Consider the following 15,986-nt stretch of genomic DNA (forward strand, 5'->3'; position numbering starts at 1 on the left):
ATGAATGAATCGTATTGGGTTTTAAATTCAGGTCCCAAAGAATATAAAAAATTAGGTGAGAATATAAAAGTAGAATGTCTAGTAGTAGGAGGAGGAATAACTGGATTAACAACTGCATATCTATTAGCAAAAGAAGGTAAAAAAGTAGCGCTTGTTGAAGCTGATAAAATAGGATATGGAACTTCAGGAAGAAATACTGGTAAAGTAACTTGTCAACATGATATAGTATATTCTAAAATAGAGAAAAAATATGGATTAGATAAAGCTAAATCATATTATAATGCAAATAATGAAGCTTTAAAATTGATTGAGAAAATAATCAGTGAAAATAATATAAAATGTGATTTCCAAAGGATTCCATCTTTTGTTTTTACAGAGAAGGAAGAAGCTATAAAGGATATTAAAGATGAATATCGTACATGTAAAAAAATAGATATAGATTGCGAATATCATGAAACTATAAATGATATTCCATTAGATGTAAAAGGAGCTATTCGTTTTTCTAATCAAGGTCAATTTAATCCAAAGCAATATGTTGATGGTCTGGCAGAAGTAGCAGTAAATTTAGGTCTAAAAATATATGAAAATACGCCAATAGTAGACCTAGAAAAAGGAGCTATATGTAGAGTTAAGACTAGAGATAATAATATAATAGAAGCTGAAAATGTTATAATTTCATCTCATAGTCCATGGTATGATGGATTGAATTTTTATTTTGCAAAGGAATATGCAGAACGTGCTTATTTAATGGTTGCAGTCCTACAAAATGAATTGCCAGAGGGTATATTTATAAGTATAGATGACCCAGCAATAACTTTTAGACAATGTAATGATGAAAGTAACAGCTTATTAATCTTTGGAGGAGGAGACCACAAAGTTGGTCAAGGTGGAACTGAAGAAGAAATATTTGATGATTTAGAGCGTTATGGTAAAGAAGTATTTAAGGTGGAAGATTTTAAATATAAATGGTCTGCTCAAGACAATATGAGTTTTGATAATGTTCCTTATATAGGTTATATCAATAAAAGAGAGAATAATATTTATGTAGCTACAGGATTTTCTAAATGGGGAATGACTAATGGAACTGCTGCAGGAATAATAATAAAGGATTTAATAATAAATAAAACTTCTGACTATAAAGATACTTTCAATCCTTCAAGATTAGGTAGTTATTTTTCAAAGGACTTTATAAAGGAAAATGCAAATGTAGCAATGAATTATGTCACTGGAAAGTTAAAAATAGGTAGTGGAGATATGCCTAAAAGTAGTGGTGAAGGAAAGATTGTTAACATTGATGGAAAAAGATATGGTGTTTACAAAGATGATAGAGGAGATTTTTATATTGTAGATACCACATGTACTCATTTAGGATGTGAACTTAATTTTAATAGTGAAGAAAAAACATGGGATTGTCCATGTCATGGTTCAAGATTTGACTATAAGGGAAATATACTTGAAGGTCCAGCACTTAAGCCATTAAAACTTTATGGTCATGGCGATAATGATGTTAATCCTAAGTTATTATAGAATATAGAATGTTTTGGAAAGGTAAATTATTTATGAATAAACTTTTAAAGCCAATAACCATTTTACTTTATATAGTATATGTTTTATGTGCCATATTTTTTGCTACAAATAGAGCTTTTGGAAGTGTAGGTTTAGTAGCAATCAGCTTAATTGGTACTTTTATACTGAGTATTTTAAATAGGCAAAATAAAAGACTTTTGAGCAATGAATTATATATTGTACTTGCATTATTTATAATGTTTGCATCATTATTAGGGACTTGTTTTAATTTTTATGACATAAATTATTATGATGATTTTTTACATCTATGGTCGGGTATAATATCATGTATTGTAGCATTTTCTACAATTAAATATTTTTATATACAGAAAGATGTAAGTAAGATGAGTAAAATATTTTTAGTTATATTTGTATTTATGTTTAGTATGGGAGTGGCTAGTTTGTGGGAAATAGGTGAATTTCTAATGGATACTTTTATTGGGACTACTACACAAGCTGGGGGACTAGAAGATACTATGATTGATATGGTAGATGCTTTAATAGGTACAATTATAACTATTCCTTTTATAATAAAAAAATCAAATGCATAGTTTAAAATTAATTACAATGGATTTAATTAGTCATATGAAGTTTAAGAAATTATATGACTAATTAAATCCATTCTTTATTGTATGTAAAGTTTACGTTTCGCATTTTTTATAAATTTTACTCCATAAATAGAAAGTATTTTATCCTATTTTACTATCCATAATTTACAACATCTAGTATTGTCACACTTGTGTTAGTATACTGTTGTTATTTGATAAAATATATTATAAATTGTATCTTTAATAGTATTAAGAAGTAAAAAATTTAAAAAAGATAATATATTATAAAAACATGATATAATTACTATGAAATAAAGGCTATATTTTTGGCTGATAAAAGGGTTTTATAAAAGTTTTATGGTTACAGATGTTGATGAATTTTTGACAAGTAATTAAAAATAAATTATATAAATATAATTTTTATATTTGTAAGTAATTAAAAATTAAGGAATTGTTAAAAATAGTAATATTTTATGTGATAATATAAAGAGTAGATAAAGTATTAGGAGGAACATTGAGTGTTAAAAAAGTGGTTTGGTATTATGAAAAAGAGACAAAAAGTTGAGGAAGCAAAAGAAGAAGGTGAAATAATATTAAAAAATGAAAAAATTTTATATGAAGAAAATTTAATTGATAACGAAAAAAAAGTATTATACTGTAAAGAGGAAGTTATAAGTAAAGAAAATGAGTCTTTAAACCAAGAAGAACATTTGTCTGATAAAGAAGATGAAGTGTTAAGCAAAGAAGTAGTATATGATAATAAAAACAAAGTCTTATCTAAAGAAGAATTAATAATAAATAATGACAAAGAAGAATTAATAGTTAATGATGATGATATAACTTTAAATAAAGTAGAAATAGAAACTGATGATACGGAAATAGCAGAGAAAAGTATAAATAGCGAAGAAATACTAATTAATAAAAATACCACAGAATTAGATAAAAAAGAAGTGTTTATTACTGAGGAATTTATCAAATTAAATAAAAAAGAAATACTGCTTGAAAGTAAAAAAACAGATTCTAAAGAACTTGAAGAAATTGACCAAAGTGAAAATAATATTCTAGTAACAGACACTATTGAAGTTGAAGAAAAACAAGTAAGTGATACAAATGAATACTTGACAAAAGAAGATTTAAATTACATAAAAGAAATAAAAATAAGACGAGGAAGAAGTATAAAAGCAATAAACCTATATACTAAAGAAGAGAAGATTTTTGATACTCACATTCAATGTAGTAAAAATCTTAAGGTACCACTTGGCTACATAAGAGAAAATTTAAAATATGGATATATGGATTACTTTGGAGAAGCTATAAATTATTTAAGTAAAGTGTTAAAGGTAGAAGAATACTGTAAAAATGAATGGAGCTATCTAGAAAATAGTAAATCTCCATCTGAGATATTTAATATTCTTAATGACAAAATATTTAGTACAAGACTTTCTGATAAAAAGAGAAATGAAATTTTAACTAATGATAAGATTGAAACAATAAAAATGAATTATAAGTTTGAATGTATTGATGAAGAATACGATGAATACTTTAAAAAATATAAGTCTATAATCAAAAGAGGTGGAAAGAAAAAGATTGAATTAGTAAATAAAAAAGGCGAAGTATTAGAGATATTTAAGTCTTTAGAAGAATGTTCTATTTATTTGCAAAAAGAAAAAAATGAAGTTATACAAATGTTAAAGTATGGAGATACAAAAATAGGAAGAAATTTCATAAGATATAGTTTAAGAAATATTTAATTTCATTTTAAATTCATGAGAGTTTCATTTCTGATTCACACATTTAATATTATTTTAATGTAAAATAATAAAAGTGAAGTATTGTACAATTAAAATTAAGGAGGATATTAATGTCTGAAGAAAAAAATTCAAAAGAGAATACATTGAATGAAATTAAAAATTCAGAAAATGTAAGTTCTAAACAAGATGATGTGTCAGGTGAAACAAATACTGACAACAAAGTCAAGAAAAGAGAAATAAAATTAAGTAGTAAAAAACTTAAAGCAGTTATAGCAATTGTTGCAGTAGGGGCAATTTGCTTGGGTGGAGGCTATGTCTCTGGAAAAGAAGCTGGAAGAAAATTACCAGCTACTTCAAAGCGTTATAATAGTAATGAAGTAGTAGCTACTATTGGGGATAAAAAAATTACAGGGGAAATGTTAAGAAAAAGAATGGAGCCATTATTTTATTTAAATGCAAAAAATACTATGAGTGATGATGAAATACGTTCGTATGAATCAAATATGATTGAGACTATGATTACATCAGATATATTATCCTCAGAAGCAGCAAAAGAAAAGATAAGCATAACTGATGACGAATTAAATGCTCAATATGATAATCTAATGTCTAGTATAGAATCTGCAATGGGAATGACAAAAGAAGAATTTCTAAAGCAATTTGACTTGACTGAGAAATATATAAAAGACGATATGAAAAAAGAACTAATAGCATCCAAATACTTAAATGAAGCATCAAAGGTAACAGATAAAGATGCACAAAGTTATTATGATAAAAACAAGAGCAATTATTTACAAGTTAGAGCTTCACATATTTTAATAAAAACTGTTGATGATAAAGGTAAACAGGTCAGTGATAGTAAAAAAGCTGAACTTAAAAAACAAGCAGAAGAAATACTTAAAAAAGCAGAAGCTGGAGAAGATTTTGCTACTCTAGCTAAAAAGTATTCTGAAGATAGTAGTGCAGAATCAGGTGGAGATTTAGGATTCTTTGGGAAAGGTCAAATGGTAGAATCTTTTGAAAAAGCTGCATTTGCTTTGAAAAAAGGAGAAATATCTAGTAAGCTTGTAGAAAGTGATTATGGATACCATATAATTAAGAAAATAGATGAAAAATATCAACCATTTGAAGAAGTAAAATCAGATTTAGTAAGTACTTTAACATCAGAAAAGCAAAACTTACTTATAAATGATTTAAAGGAAAAATACAACGTAAAACTTACAGATAAATATCAAATGAAAGCAAAGCAATAGAATAAGTCAATTTATTAAAAAGAAGAAAATATTAATATATATATCTAAAAGCTGTTTTTGTTCTTAAATAGAGAACTTAAACAGCTTTTATTATTTTTCCATAAAATTAAATCGCTCAAAAATGAAATTATAAAAAAATAACATGCATAAATTAACGATGAAAACGTATTTTGAATTTAAATTATTTGATTGAAAATCTATATAAAATATAAAAAAAATAAATAAAAAAATTTAAAAGCTAAAAAAATACTATTCAAATATATATACTAAAGTTATTCTTTAAAAATACTTAAAAAATAATATTTTTCATAATTTTAAAAATAATAATAAAAAAATGAAAATATTAACAATAATCTATTGAGTAATATAAAAAAAGATGCTATTATAAGTATGTGTTAAAATGATTAAGCTAATCTTATGTACTGAATTTAACTATAAAAATAATAAGGGGGCGTTTTTTTATGTCAAATACTGAAAGCGTATCTAAAAAAGCTAGTCATCCGAAGAGTTTTTGGCTTGTTTGTATGACAATTTTATGGGAAAGATTTAGTTATTATGGATTAACAGCTTTGTTGGTATTATTTTTTACAGCGAGTGTAGCTCAAGGTGGTCTAGGACTTTCTACTCAAGAAGCAACTTCAATGTTTGGTTTGTTTACAGGTCTTATATATCTTACACCATTAATTGGTGGTTGGTTGGCAGATAAAGTTTTAGGTCAACAAAAATGTATATCTATAGGTGCACTTTTAATAGCAATAGGTGACTTTGTTTTGTTTGCATCGTCTACATCTATTAGTATGGTTTGGGTAGGCCTATCAATAATCATTTTAGGAAATGGTTTTTTTAAATCAAGTTGTTCCAATATAGTTGGTGATATATATCCTAAAACCGAGGTATCAAGAAAAGACGCAGCATATAGTTTATTCTATATGGCAGTAAATGTAGGTGCATTCATAGCTCCAATCATATGTGGATTGCTTTCTGATAATGTATTTGCAGTAAGAGGAGTAAACGGAGATATAGTGTCTTATGGATATAAGATGGCATTCTTAGTTTGTGGTATAGGTATGATGCTTGGTATGATTATATTTACACTTCTTGCGCCAAAGCTACTAAAAGAAGTTGGAAAACATCCAGTTACTAAGGGAAATAAAGGTGAAAAAATTGAGTATGGGCCACTTACTAAATTAGAGAAAAATAGAATAGTAGCAATGGTTGTGTTATTCTTATTTGTAGTTTTATTTTGGACAGCATACTATCAAACACAAAGTTCATTTATGATTTATGTAAGAGATAATGTAAATAGAACTCTATTTGGATTTGAAATGCCAGTGGCATGGCTTACATCATTAAATGCTATATTATGTGTAGCGTTATGCCCTGTATTAGCTACTTTGTGGGTTAAATTATCTAATACTAAAAGAGGCGATTTTTCTATTCCAGTTAAAATGGGATTAGGAATGATAATAATGGGTCTTGGTTTTATAGTTATGGTATTTGCCACATTAGCCAATGGTTCAGATGGAACAATAAAGGCTAGCATACTTTTTATAGTAGTAACCTATATATTTACAACTGTAGGGGAGTTATTTTTGTCTCCTATAGGTCTTGCAATGTTTAATAAGTTAGCTCCAGCTAAATATGCTACATTGTCTATGGGTGCATGGTATCTGACAAGTTTTTTTGCTAGTTTGTTATCAGGAAAAATTGCTGGATTTACAGCTACATTAGGTTTTTTACAAATCTTTGGAGGAATAGCAGGAGTCTTAATAATCTTTGGTTTAATATTACTTGGATTAAGAAATATGTTGACAAAATTAATGGCAATGGATTTGTTAACAGAAACAAAATAATCCATACTTAATTAGTGAAAATAAAGGAAATTACATTTGAATATAAAATCAAACGTAATTTCCTCTTTAATTATGAAAAAAAAGCTTTACACAGATAGATATTGTAATTAAAATTATAATTGTGATAATTAGAGTGTATAAGATTTATATAGATTATATAAAAGGAAAATTTATGTAATGAACTTTACATACTTATATATTTAGTTATTCAAACTATTATTTTGAGGAGGTCTTGTTGTGAATATAAAAGACAGAGTAAATGAATTAAGAAGACTTATGGAAGAAAAAAATATTGATGCTTATATGATTCCGTCTTCTGACAATCATCAAAGTGAATATGTAGGAGATTACTTCAAATCAAGAGAGTTTATATCAGGATTTAATGGTTCAGCTGGAACAGTTATTGTGACTAAAGATGAAGCTGGATTATGGACAGATGGAAGATACTTTATACAAGCAGAATCTCAATTAGAAGGAAGTACAATAAAATTATTTAAAATGGGACAAGAAGGTTGCCCAACTACTGATGAATATTTATATACAAATATTCCAGAAGGTGGAACTTTAGGTTTTGATGGTAAAGTTATATGTGCTAAAGAAGGAGCTACATTAGCTGAAAAATTATCTAAAAAAGGTATAAAAGTAGAATACCAATATGATTTAATAGATAGCATATGGCCAGATAGACCAGCTTTATCAGATAGTAAAGCATTTTTATTAGATGTTAAATACTGTGGAGAAAGTTTTAGTTCAAAGTTAGCTAGATTGAGAGAAAAAATGAGTGAAAAAGGTACTTCTACTCATGTAATAACTACTCTTGATGATATAGCATGGTTATTTAACATAAGAGGTGGAGATGTTAAATACAATCCAGTCGTACTTTCTTATGCAGTGATAACTTTAAAAGAAGTTTATTTATTTGTTGATGAAAGTAAATTAAATGAAGAGATATTAAATGAATTGGCTAAAGAAAATGTACAAATAAGACCATATAATGATGTATATGATTTTGTAAAACATATAGATAAAGATGAAAAAGTTTTAGTTGATGGAACTAAGATTAACTATGCAATTTACAATAATATACCTTGTGGAGTTGAAAAAGTTGATGAGTTTAATCCAGTAATGTTCTTTAAGGCTCAAAAAAATGAGGTAGAATTAGAGAATATAAGAAATTCACATGTTAAAGATGGTGTAGCTTTCACTAAATTTATGTACTGGTTAAAGAATAATGTAGGTAAGATGGAAATAACTGAAATAAGTGCTACTGAAAAATTAGAGGGACTAAGAAGAGAACAAGAAGGATTCTTTGAACCAAGTTTCAATACAATTGCTGCATATAAAGAGCATGCTGCTATGATGCACTATAGTGCAACTCCAGAATCAAACTATAAGTTAGAAGCTGAAGGACTATTCTTAGTAGATTCAGGTGGACAATATTATGATGGAACTACTGATATAACTAGAACTACAGTATTAGGACCTATAAGTGATGAATTAAAATTACATTTCACTTCTGTAGCAAGAGGTATGATAAATCTTTCTAAGGTTAAATTCTTACATGGTTGTAGAGGGTACAACCTAGATATATTATCTAGAAGCTGTATGTGGAATATGGGAATAGATTATCAATGTGGAACTGGACATGGTATAGGATTTGTATTAAATGTTCATGAAGCTCCAAATGGATTTAGATGGAGAGTAGTTCCTGAAAGATTTGATAGCGCAGTTCTTGAAGAAGGTATGGTAACTACTAATGAACCAGGTATATATATAGAAGGTTCTCATGGTATAAGAACAGAAAATGAAATAGTAGTTAGAAAAGCTGAAAAGAATTTTTATGGTCAATTTATGGAGTTTGAAGTTGTTACATTAGCTCCTATTGATTTAGATGGTATAGTTCCAGAATTAATGAATCAAGATGAAAAAGATTATTTAAACTGGTATCATAAATTAGTTTATGATAAAATATCTCCTTTCCTAACTGGTGAAGAAAGAGAATGGTTAAAAGTTTATACTAGAGCTATATAGTTTTGTAATTGAATACTATAAATAAATCGAGGCATTTTAATGCCTCGATTTTTGATATCTTATCTATTAAACTTAAACATAGTTTTTACTTTGATAATTCTACAAGTTTTTTATTCATTATAAGTAATATAATTCCAAATAGCAATAAGAATGAAGGGATTACTATAAATACTTGTAACATACCAAGGTGGTCTATAATAGTCTGTGTATAACCAGACAATTTATTTGCTGCAAATTTACCTAAGAACCAAACACCCATTAGGAATGAAATATATTTTTCTGGTGAAAGTTTATTTACCATGCCATATCCAACTGGAGAAAAACAAATCTCTCCTATACTTTGGAATGTTAAAAATCCAATTACCCAAAATACACTTGCTTTCTGAAGTGAATTAGGGTCAGTTCCTGTTTGTATAACTGCGACTATCATAAATAAAAATGCCACAGCTAATAGTATAAATCCTAGACTCATTTTTGAAGGTACACTTAAATCACCTTTTTTAGTCTGAGATAATTTTACCCAGATTAAAGCAGATATAGGACCAAGGATGACGCATAGAAGACCATTATATGAATCTATCCATGAGGTTGGTATTTGAAAATTACCAACAGTCAGATTTATGTGTTCTTTTGTATACAAAGCTATAGACATAGAAGCCTGGTTATATGCTATCCAAAAGAATACTGTAAAAAAAGCTAATATTAATATTACTATTATTCTTTTTTTCTCAACTGAAGTTAATGGTTTTGAAGCAAGTAATTTCTTATATTCTAATGATTTCTTTATAGTTTCTTTTCGACTACTAAATTCATTACTTGAAGATTTATAAAATTTTTTGTGACCAAATATAAAGAATAACAAACCTATTAAAACAGTAATTGAAGCAAATAAAAATACATATCTGTAACCATACATATTTATAGAAGTACCATTTTTCATAGCAAACCATTCATTAGCGACCAAACCACAGATTAAAGGGCCAAATAATGTTCCCAGATTAGTAGACATATATGTAATAGAAAAAGCCCCATCTTTTCTTGGGTCATCATTAGTATATAAGTTTCCAACTAAGGTATGTAAGTTTCCCTTATAAAAACCTATTCCTAATCCAGACAAGAATATCATGACGTTTACATCCATTTTGCTATTTGCCAGATATCCTAAAAAGTAGCCAATTGAAACCATTATCATTCCAAGCATAATACAATTTTTTGGACCTAAAAATCTATCACTAACCCATCCACCAATAACAGGAGAAAAATAAGTCCATGCTAAGAAAGATGCAAGCATTGATGCAGATTCTGCTGGTGTTAACCCTAAACCACCTTTAGATACTTGTTCAGCCAAAAATAATAAGAGTACTAATTTCATACCATAGTATGCAAGTCCTACAAATGTAAATATTGAACAACAAAAATATAAATCCTTAGGCTGTTTAAGTTTTTCTTGAGTTTTTAAAACTGACATATGTCGAGAACCTCCAGACCAATAATTTAACAAAATTTTTCCATACTATATGAGTATATGTTTTTTTTATAAAGACGTCAACTTATGGCATAAAAAAATAAAGCCTTAATAATATGTAAAAATAGCATTATTTTATAGATTCAGTAATATTTTTTTATAAGAATATATGTTATTATTATATTAAAATACAACATATTATGGAAAGGATATGCCAATTTAGTAGTTAGATTGATTGTTTGGCAGGTGGGATGAGCTATGATAAGAAAGAAATCTGAATTACAAGTAGAAGTAAAAGAAAATTTAACTGGTGGTGTTGGAAAAGTTAAGCTTGAAAACATATTACAAATTGATGAGCTTAAAGGAAAAGGAAGATTATTTAAAAGGATAACTTTACCAGTAGGAAGTTCAATTGGTGTGCATGACCATACAACTGATTTTGAGGTATATTATATATTAAAGGGGAAAGGTAAAGTTTTTGATAATGGGGAATTTGTAGAAGTAAATGAAGGTGATGTAATATATACTGCTGATGGTGAAGAACATTCTATAGAGAATATAGGGGAAGAAGAACTTGAATTTGTAGCAGTAGTTTTATATGTGTAAAATATGGAGGAGGAGTTATGACAAGCAAGATAGAAGAAATTAAAGACAAGATAAATAGATTTTGCAACTCCAATTTAAATCAAGAATATAAAGATATAAGTTTTAAAATCTTGCAAGACCTTTTAGATAATAATAAAGAGATAATTCATTCTTCTAGAGCTGATATATGGTCTTCAGCTATATTAAACATAGTTTTGGAGCAAAATCTCTTATATAATAAGAAGCATCCATTACATATAACCAAAAAGGAATTTTCAAAACAAATAGGTGTTTCTTTAAACACTATAAACAATAAATCATCATTGATAAAGGAAGTCTGTAATATTGACTTTTTAAATCAAGATACTATTGCTATCTCTAATATTGAGTTTTGGGTAAGAGAGAGTAATTCTAAATCCAAAGCCATAGATTTAGAGTTAGAAAAGAAAAAAATACTTTATAAAAGATATATTAAACTATCACAAGAAGCTAAAAACCATATTGAGTCAATTAGGTATATGGAAGAAGCTGTAAATATTGGGAAAAGCATGATTACTAAAGAAGATAGACAACTTGGATTTTGGAAAGGTATATCTACTAGAGCTTATATGGTAGCACTTGAGTCTCTTGCTAGGAAGTTAGAGAGTATTGATAATTTAAAAGAAGCTAGAAAGGTATTAGAGTATTTAATAGAAATCAATCCTGATGATGAACAAGGAATAAGGTATAAATTGTTCAATGTATTAATTAGGTTAAATGATAGAACAGCAATAAATAATTTATTTGAAATGTATAAAGAAGAAAAGTCTGCTACATGGATGTATAGCAAAGCTCTTTATTATTTTAAAAATAAAAATATGTTTTTAGCAAGTGATGCTATTAAAAGTGCTAAAAATAAAAACAAATATATTGGATTATATTTAATAGATTGGCGAAATGCCTTTGGTAGAGAGTTTGTTACAGCAGAAGAAAAGGGAGAAGCTGTCTATTACTATGATGAAAATATAGTACTGTGGAATGAAGTTAAAGGTTCTATGGATTGGTTATTGAAAAAAATGTTGGAATTTTCATAAAAAGAACTACTCCTTATTACTGATAAAAAAATAAGGAGTAGTTTTTTTATTTATACATCTAATTTTAAATCGCCTGGTTTTATCATACCTTTTTTTCTCATAAATTCTGATATTATTAGAGTTATAATAGCAGGAAGTACAAAGTTAAGTAAAAGTATACCAACCCACATCGTTATGCCACCTTTTCCAGCACTTTGCATGGCAGTTACTGTTCCAAATTGTCCAACTAATCCACAAGTTCCCATACCAGAGCCAATAGGTATATTTTCCATTTTAAATATTGTTGTAGATAATGGGCCAAGTATTATTGAAGCTATTGTAGGTGGTATCCAAATTTTCCAGTTTTTTATTATATTGGGTACTTGGAGCATGGATGTACCAAGTCCTTGAGCTACAAGACCTCCTACTCCATTTTCTCTAAAACTCATAACAGCAAAACCTATCATTTGGCAACAACAACCGACAGTTGCTGCTCCACCAGCAAGCCCTCCCAAACTTAACATCATACAAATAGCTGCACTACTTATGGGTAGTGTAAGAGCTATTCCGACAAGTGCAGAGACAATAGCTCCCATTATTATAGGTTGCATAGTTGTTGCTTGCATTATTATGTTTCCAAATGAAGTCATAAATGCAGAAACTGCTGGTCCAATAAGTTCTGCCACAAGTACTCCTATTAGTATTGTTACAGCAGGTGTAACTAATATGTCTACCTTTGTTTCTTTTGAAACTAATTTTCCAATTTCTACTGCAAAAAGTGTAGCGACAAATGCACCAACAGGTCCTCCTAATTCATTACCACAAGCACCAACAAGTGCACAAGAAAATAGTACAAGGGGAGGAGCTTGAAGTCCATATGCAATAGCTACTGCAATAGCTGGACCTGTAACTTGCTTAGCAAGTGGGCTTATAACTTCAGTAAAAAGAGATATGTTAAAGTTATCTCCTAATGTGTTAAAAATTGTTCCAATTAAAAGGGAAGAAAAAAGGCCGAGTGCCATATAACTTAATGCGTCAATAAGATACCTTTGAACAGAAATTTCAATATTTTTACTTTTAGCAAATGATTTAAAATTTCTTTTTTTGCAATTGATTTCCAATTTAAAATCCTCCTCATATAATACAAATATAATTTCTTTTTAATTAATTATATAACTTTTCAGCTGACAAGACAAATGTTATTTCACTAATTTAAAAGTATTTTAATAGCAATAAAATAACAGTAAATTTAGTTTTAAATTTTAAATTTATGGTTTATAATTAGTATAGGGATATTCTGAAATATAATAATTTTCCAGTTTATCCCAATATTTAACTTAGGTAGATTGCTTATAAAACAAATGATCATATACTAGGCTAAAAGGAAGTGGATAGATGAGATTTGTAGAAAATAAGAAATACAGAAAAATTGCCATAATTATATCTATTCCTATATTGCTTGTTGCGCAGTACTACCTTTTTAAATTTGGAATATTTAGACCAATGGTAAAAGGAGTAGAAATTGAAATTGTAGATGGGGAATATGTTAAAGATATAGATAAATATGTAGTAAAATTAAACGAAACAGTTACCTTGTCTACTGGTGAATATATTAAAGTTCCTTCATATGCTAAAGATCCAAATATTTGGTTTAATGTTTTAGATAATTCAGGGACTCTAAAAATAGAAGGAAATAAGATGACAGCATTAAAGGTTGGGTATTCTTCTGTTGGTATTATGAAAAATTCGAGAGTACTAAAAAAAGCTACTATAAAAGTAGTAGACCCAGAAGTAGAATCTTTAGATATGGAAATTAATGGAGAGTTAAAACATGTTGGTGATAGTGCCACTATAGAGAGTACAATAGAGGTTGACTATGAGAAGTTTAAAAAATCATATAAACCAATTTACAAAAGTAGCAACGAAGATGTTTTAAAAATTAAAGGAAACAAAGTAAGTGCAGTTGGAGTTGGAAAAGCTGTAATATATGCTAAGTGTGGAAACAAAGAAGTTGAGAGAACTTTTAGAATCCAAGCTAAAGTTGCTGAGATAAATATGAATAATATAAAAATAGAAGTTGACCAAAATGAGAAACTAAAACCAGATATAATAACTTCTCCACCAGGCTTAGAACCACCAAAAATACACTATGAGTTGGCTGATTCAAAATTACCTGTAGAAAGAGCTATAAGTCTAAGTAGTGATGGAAGTGTAGTAGGTCTTAGAGAAGGTAAAGAAAGAGTAAGGATAACTTGTGGAGATAAGTCTAAGATAATAACTGTAACAGTAGTCAAAGAAACTATAACTAATGACTATATACAAAATTTAGTAGGTTCACATAAAATAGTAAATAACAAAGTTATTATTAAACTTGAATGGGATTATATGAAAGATGTTTTTGACTATGATATATATCTTAAAGACAAATTATCAGGAGAATCATTTAAGAAAATTAAATCTATAACTATAAATGAGCGTGATTTAGGTAAATCCCAAAAGATATATGCTACTATAGAAATTGATGTAAAAGATAGTCAGAGTATAGATTATGATATTTATGTTCTAGGTAAGAAAGACTCAGATACAACTAAGCCAAGTAATGTAATAAACATTACTAATGTGAATGGTAATGGCAACTCAGATAATAATGATAGCATACAAAACATGAAGGTTGAAAATATATCAGCTAATGTTGACAGAGATAACAATGTTATTAGAGTTAACTGGAGTAGTGTATCTCATAAAGAATGTACCTATAGTATATATGTAAAAAATAATACTAATGGAGATGGTGAGTTTACTTTGTATCAAAGTGACATACAAGGGAATGAACATACTATAAGTATTCCTGAAGGAGATTTAAATTTAGATATCTATGTAGTTGCAAATTACAATGGACAAAATTCTAAAAATAGTGATGTTATAAATGTAAGATAAATTTATGATTTATTGAGAAATTAAATCATTATAAGAAGAGGATAGTATGGGGGTAATCATACTATCCTTTTTATTTTATTGAAATATACTGGTATTAAATTTTTAGTGTAAAAATATTTATTGCTAGTTAATATCATCTACAATTGAATCTAATGCTGCCTGTGTTGCATGTATTAGAGTTGTATCAAATAGTGGAACAGAAGTATCATTTTGCTGAATTAGAAGACCTATTTCTGTACATCCTAAGATAACGCCTTCTGCTCCTTGGTTAACAAATTTATCTATAATAGATAAAAAAGATTTTTTAGAGGATTTAGATACAATTCCTAAGCAAAGCTCATTGAATATAATGTTATTTACTATTGAACGTTCTTCTTCATTTGGTATTAAAACCTCAATTCCACTATTTATAATTATATTTTTATAAAAATCTTGCTCCATTGTATACTTAGTACCCAATAAAGCTACCTTTTTGATTTTCTTTTCTTTTAACTCATCAGCAGTCACATTTGCGATGTGTAAAAGTGGAATAGATATATTTTGTTGAATTTTATGTGCAACTTTATGCATAGTATTAGTACATATAACAATAAAGTTTGCTCCTGCGTCTTGTAAATTAATTGCAGCATCAGATAAGATTTTGGCACTTTTTTCCCAATTTCCGCTAGATTGACATTCTTCAATTTCTTGAAAATCTACACTATAAAGTATACATTTAGAAGAATGTAATCCTCCTAATTTTTCCTTGATTACTGTATTTATAACTTGATAATATGTAATGGTGCTCTCCCAACTCATTCCCCCGATTAAGCCTATAGTCTTCATATTCATCACCTTTTCATTCTATTTATTTTGTAATAGCTATTTACAAATACAAGTATAGCATCTAAAATATAAGCATACAATGATAAAATTGTATGGAGGACAATTATCTTTAAAAGGAGT

At 28.0% G+C, this 15,986-nt stretch carries 12 protein-coding genes; 9 read left to right on the top strand and 3 right to left on the bottom strand.

What is annotated here, in order from left to right; genetic code table 11:
• The 6 genes from KGF46_RS04945 to KGF46_RS04970 all read left to right on the top strand — a co-directional run bounded on the left by KGF46_RS04945 (position 1) and on the right by KGF46_RS04970 (position 9,002).
• On the top strand, positions 1–1,527 hold the full coding sequence (locus KGF46_RS04945) for an FAD-dependent oxidoreductase (protein ID WP_227828882.1): 1,527 nt from the start codon (positions 1–3) through the stop codon (positions 1,525–1,527).
• 32 nt (positions 1,528–1,559) lie between these two features.
• Positions 1,560–2,117: a hypothetical protein gene (locus tag KGF46_RS04950; protein WP_227828881.1), complete on the top strand. Its 558-nt coding sequence runs from the start codon at positions 1,560–1,562 to the stop codon at positions 2,115–2,117.
• A gap of 515 nt (positions 2,118–2,632) precedes the next feature.
• Entirely contained in the window at positions 2,633–3,865 is a 1,233-nt protein-coding gene (locus KGF46_RS04955; RefSeq protein ID WP_227828880.1) for a hypothetical protein, read from the top strand.
• 110 nt (positions 3,866–3,975) lie between these two features.
• Entirely contained in the window at positions 3,976–5,118 is a 1,143-nt protein-coding gene (locus KGF46_RS04960) for a peptidylprolyl isomerase (RefSeq protein WP_227828879.1), read from the top strand.
• Between the two features lie 461 nt (positions 5,119–5,579).
• A complete protein-coding gene (locus tag KGF46_RS04965; protein ID WP_227828878.1) occupies positions 5,580–6,971 on the top strand; it encodes a peptide MFS transporter in 1,392 nt (463 codons plus the stop codon).
• Positions 6,972–7,208: 237 nt separating this feature from the next.
• Positions 7,209–9,002: an aminopeptidase P family protein gene (locus KGF46_RS04970; protein WP_227828877.1), complete on the top strand. Its 1,794-nt coding sequence runs from the start codon at positions 7,209–7,211 to the stop codon at positions 9,000–9,002.
• A gap of 85 nt (positions 9,003–9,087) precedes the next feature.
• On the opposite strand, the gene KGF46_RS04975 is transcribed toward KGF46_RS04970, so the two are convergent.
• Positions 9,088–10,470: a peptide MFS transporter gene (locus KGF46_RS04975; RefSeq protein WP_227828876.1), complete on the bottom strand. Its 1,383-nt coding sequence runs from the start codon at positions 10,468–10,470 to the stop codon at positions 9,088–9,090.
• 255 nt (positions 10,471–10,725) lie between these two features.
• On the opposite strand from KGF46_RS04975, the gene KGF46_RS04980 reads away from it, so the two are divergent.
• Together KGF46_RS04980 and KGF46_RS04985 are read left to right on the top strand one after the other, a co-directional pair.
• A complete protein-coding gene (locus tag KGF46_RS04980) occupies positions 10,726–11,073 on the top strand; it encodes a cupin domain-containing protein (RefSeq protein ID WP_227437292.1) in 348 nt (115 codons plus the stop codon).
• Between the two features lie 17 nt (positions 11,074–11,090).
• Positions 11,091–12,125 (top strand): DUF6398 domain-containing protein, encoded by a 1,035-nt coding sequence (locus tag KGF46_RS04985; RefSeq protein WP_227828875.1) that lies wholly within the window; start codon positions 11,091–11,093, stop codon positions 12,123–12,125.
• Between the two features lie 50 nt (positions 12,126–12,175).
• On the opposite strand, the gene KGF46_RS04990 is transcribed toward KGF46_RS04985, so the two are convergent.
• A complete protein-coding gene (locus KGF46_RS04990; protein WP_227828874.1) occupies positions 12,176–13,225 on the bottom strand; it encodes a PTS transporter subunit IIC in 1,050 nt (349 codons plus the stop codon).
• Between the two features lie 274 nt (positions 13,226–13,499).
• Between KGF46_RS04990 and KGF46_RS04995 the strand changes: the two genes are divergently transcribed.
• Positions 13,500–15,041 carry a hypothetical protein gene (locus tag KGF46_RS04995; protein WP_227828873.1) on the top strand — a complete coding sequence of 514 codons (1,542 nt, stop codon included), beginning with the start codon at positions 13,500–13,502 and terminating at the stop codon, positions 15,039–15,041.
• A gap of 123 nt (positions 15,042–15,164) precedes the next feature.
• Here KGF46_RS04995 and KGF46_RS05000 read toward each other — a convergent pair whose 3' ends face one another.
• Positions 15,165–15,866, bottom strand: coding sequence for an aspartate/glutamate racemase family protein (locus KGF46_RS05000; protein ID WP_227828872.1), 702 nt, complete (start codon positions 15,864–15,866; stop codon positions 15,165–15,167).
• Between the last annotated feature and the right edge of the window lie 120 nt (positions 15,867–15,986).

The organism is Clostridioides sp. ZZV14-6153, from assembly GCF_020657855.1.
In the GTDB taxonomy this organism is placed as follows: Bacteria; Bacillota; Clostridia; order Peptostreptococcales; family Peptostreptococcaceae; genus Clostridioides.

What these genes read in the sequence shown, in the direction of transcription:
- KGF46_RS04945 (WP_227828882.1), top strand. Translation starts at nt 1, where the DNA reads ATGAATGAATCGTATTGGGTTTTAAATTCAGGTCCCAAAGAATATAAA.
- KGF46_RS04950 (WP_227828881.1), top strand. Translation starts at nt 1,560, where the DNA reads ATGAATAAACTTTTAAAGCCAATAACCATTTTACTTTATATAGTATAT.
- KGF46_RS04960 (WP_227828879.1), top strand. Translation starts at nt 3,976, where the DNA reads ATGTCTGAAGAAAAAAATTCAAAAGAGAATACATTGAATGAAATTAAA.
- KGF46_RS04965 (WP_227828878.1), top strand. Translation starts at nt 5,580, where the DNA reads ATGTCAAATACTGAAAGCGTATCTAAAAAAGCTAGTCATCCGAAGAGT.
- KGF46_RS04975 (WP_227828876.1), bottom strand. Translation starts at nt 10,470, where the DNA reads ATGTCAGTTTTAAAAACTCAAGAAAAACTTAAACAGCCTAAGGATTTA.
- KGF46_RS04980 (WP_227437292.1), top strand. Translation starts at nt 10,726, where the DNA reads ATGATAAGAAAGAAATCTGAATTACAAGTAGAAGTAAAAGAAAATTTA.
- KGF46_RS04985 (WP_227828875.1), top strand. Translation starts at nt 11,091, where the DNA reads ATGACAAGCAAGATAGAAGAAATTAAAGACAAGATAAATAGATTTTGC.
- KGF46_RS04995 (WP_227828873.1), top strand. Translation starts at nt 13,500, where the DNA reads ATGAGATTTGTAGAAAATAAGAAATACAGAAAAATTGCCATAATTATA.
- KGF46_RS05000 (WP_227828872.1), bottom strand. Translation starts at nt 15,866, where the DNA reads ATGAAGACTATAGGCTTAATCGGGGGAATGAGTTGGGAGAGCACCATT.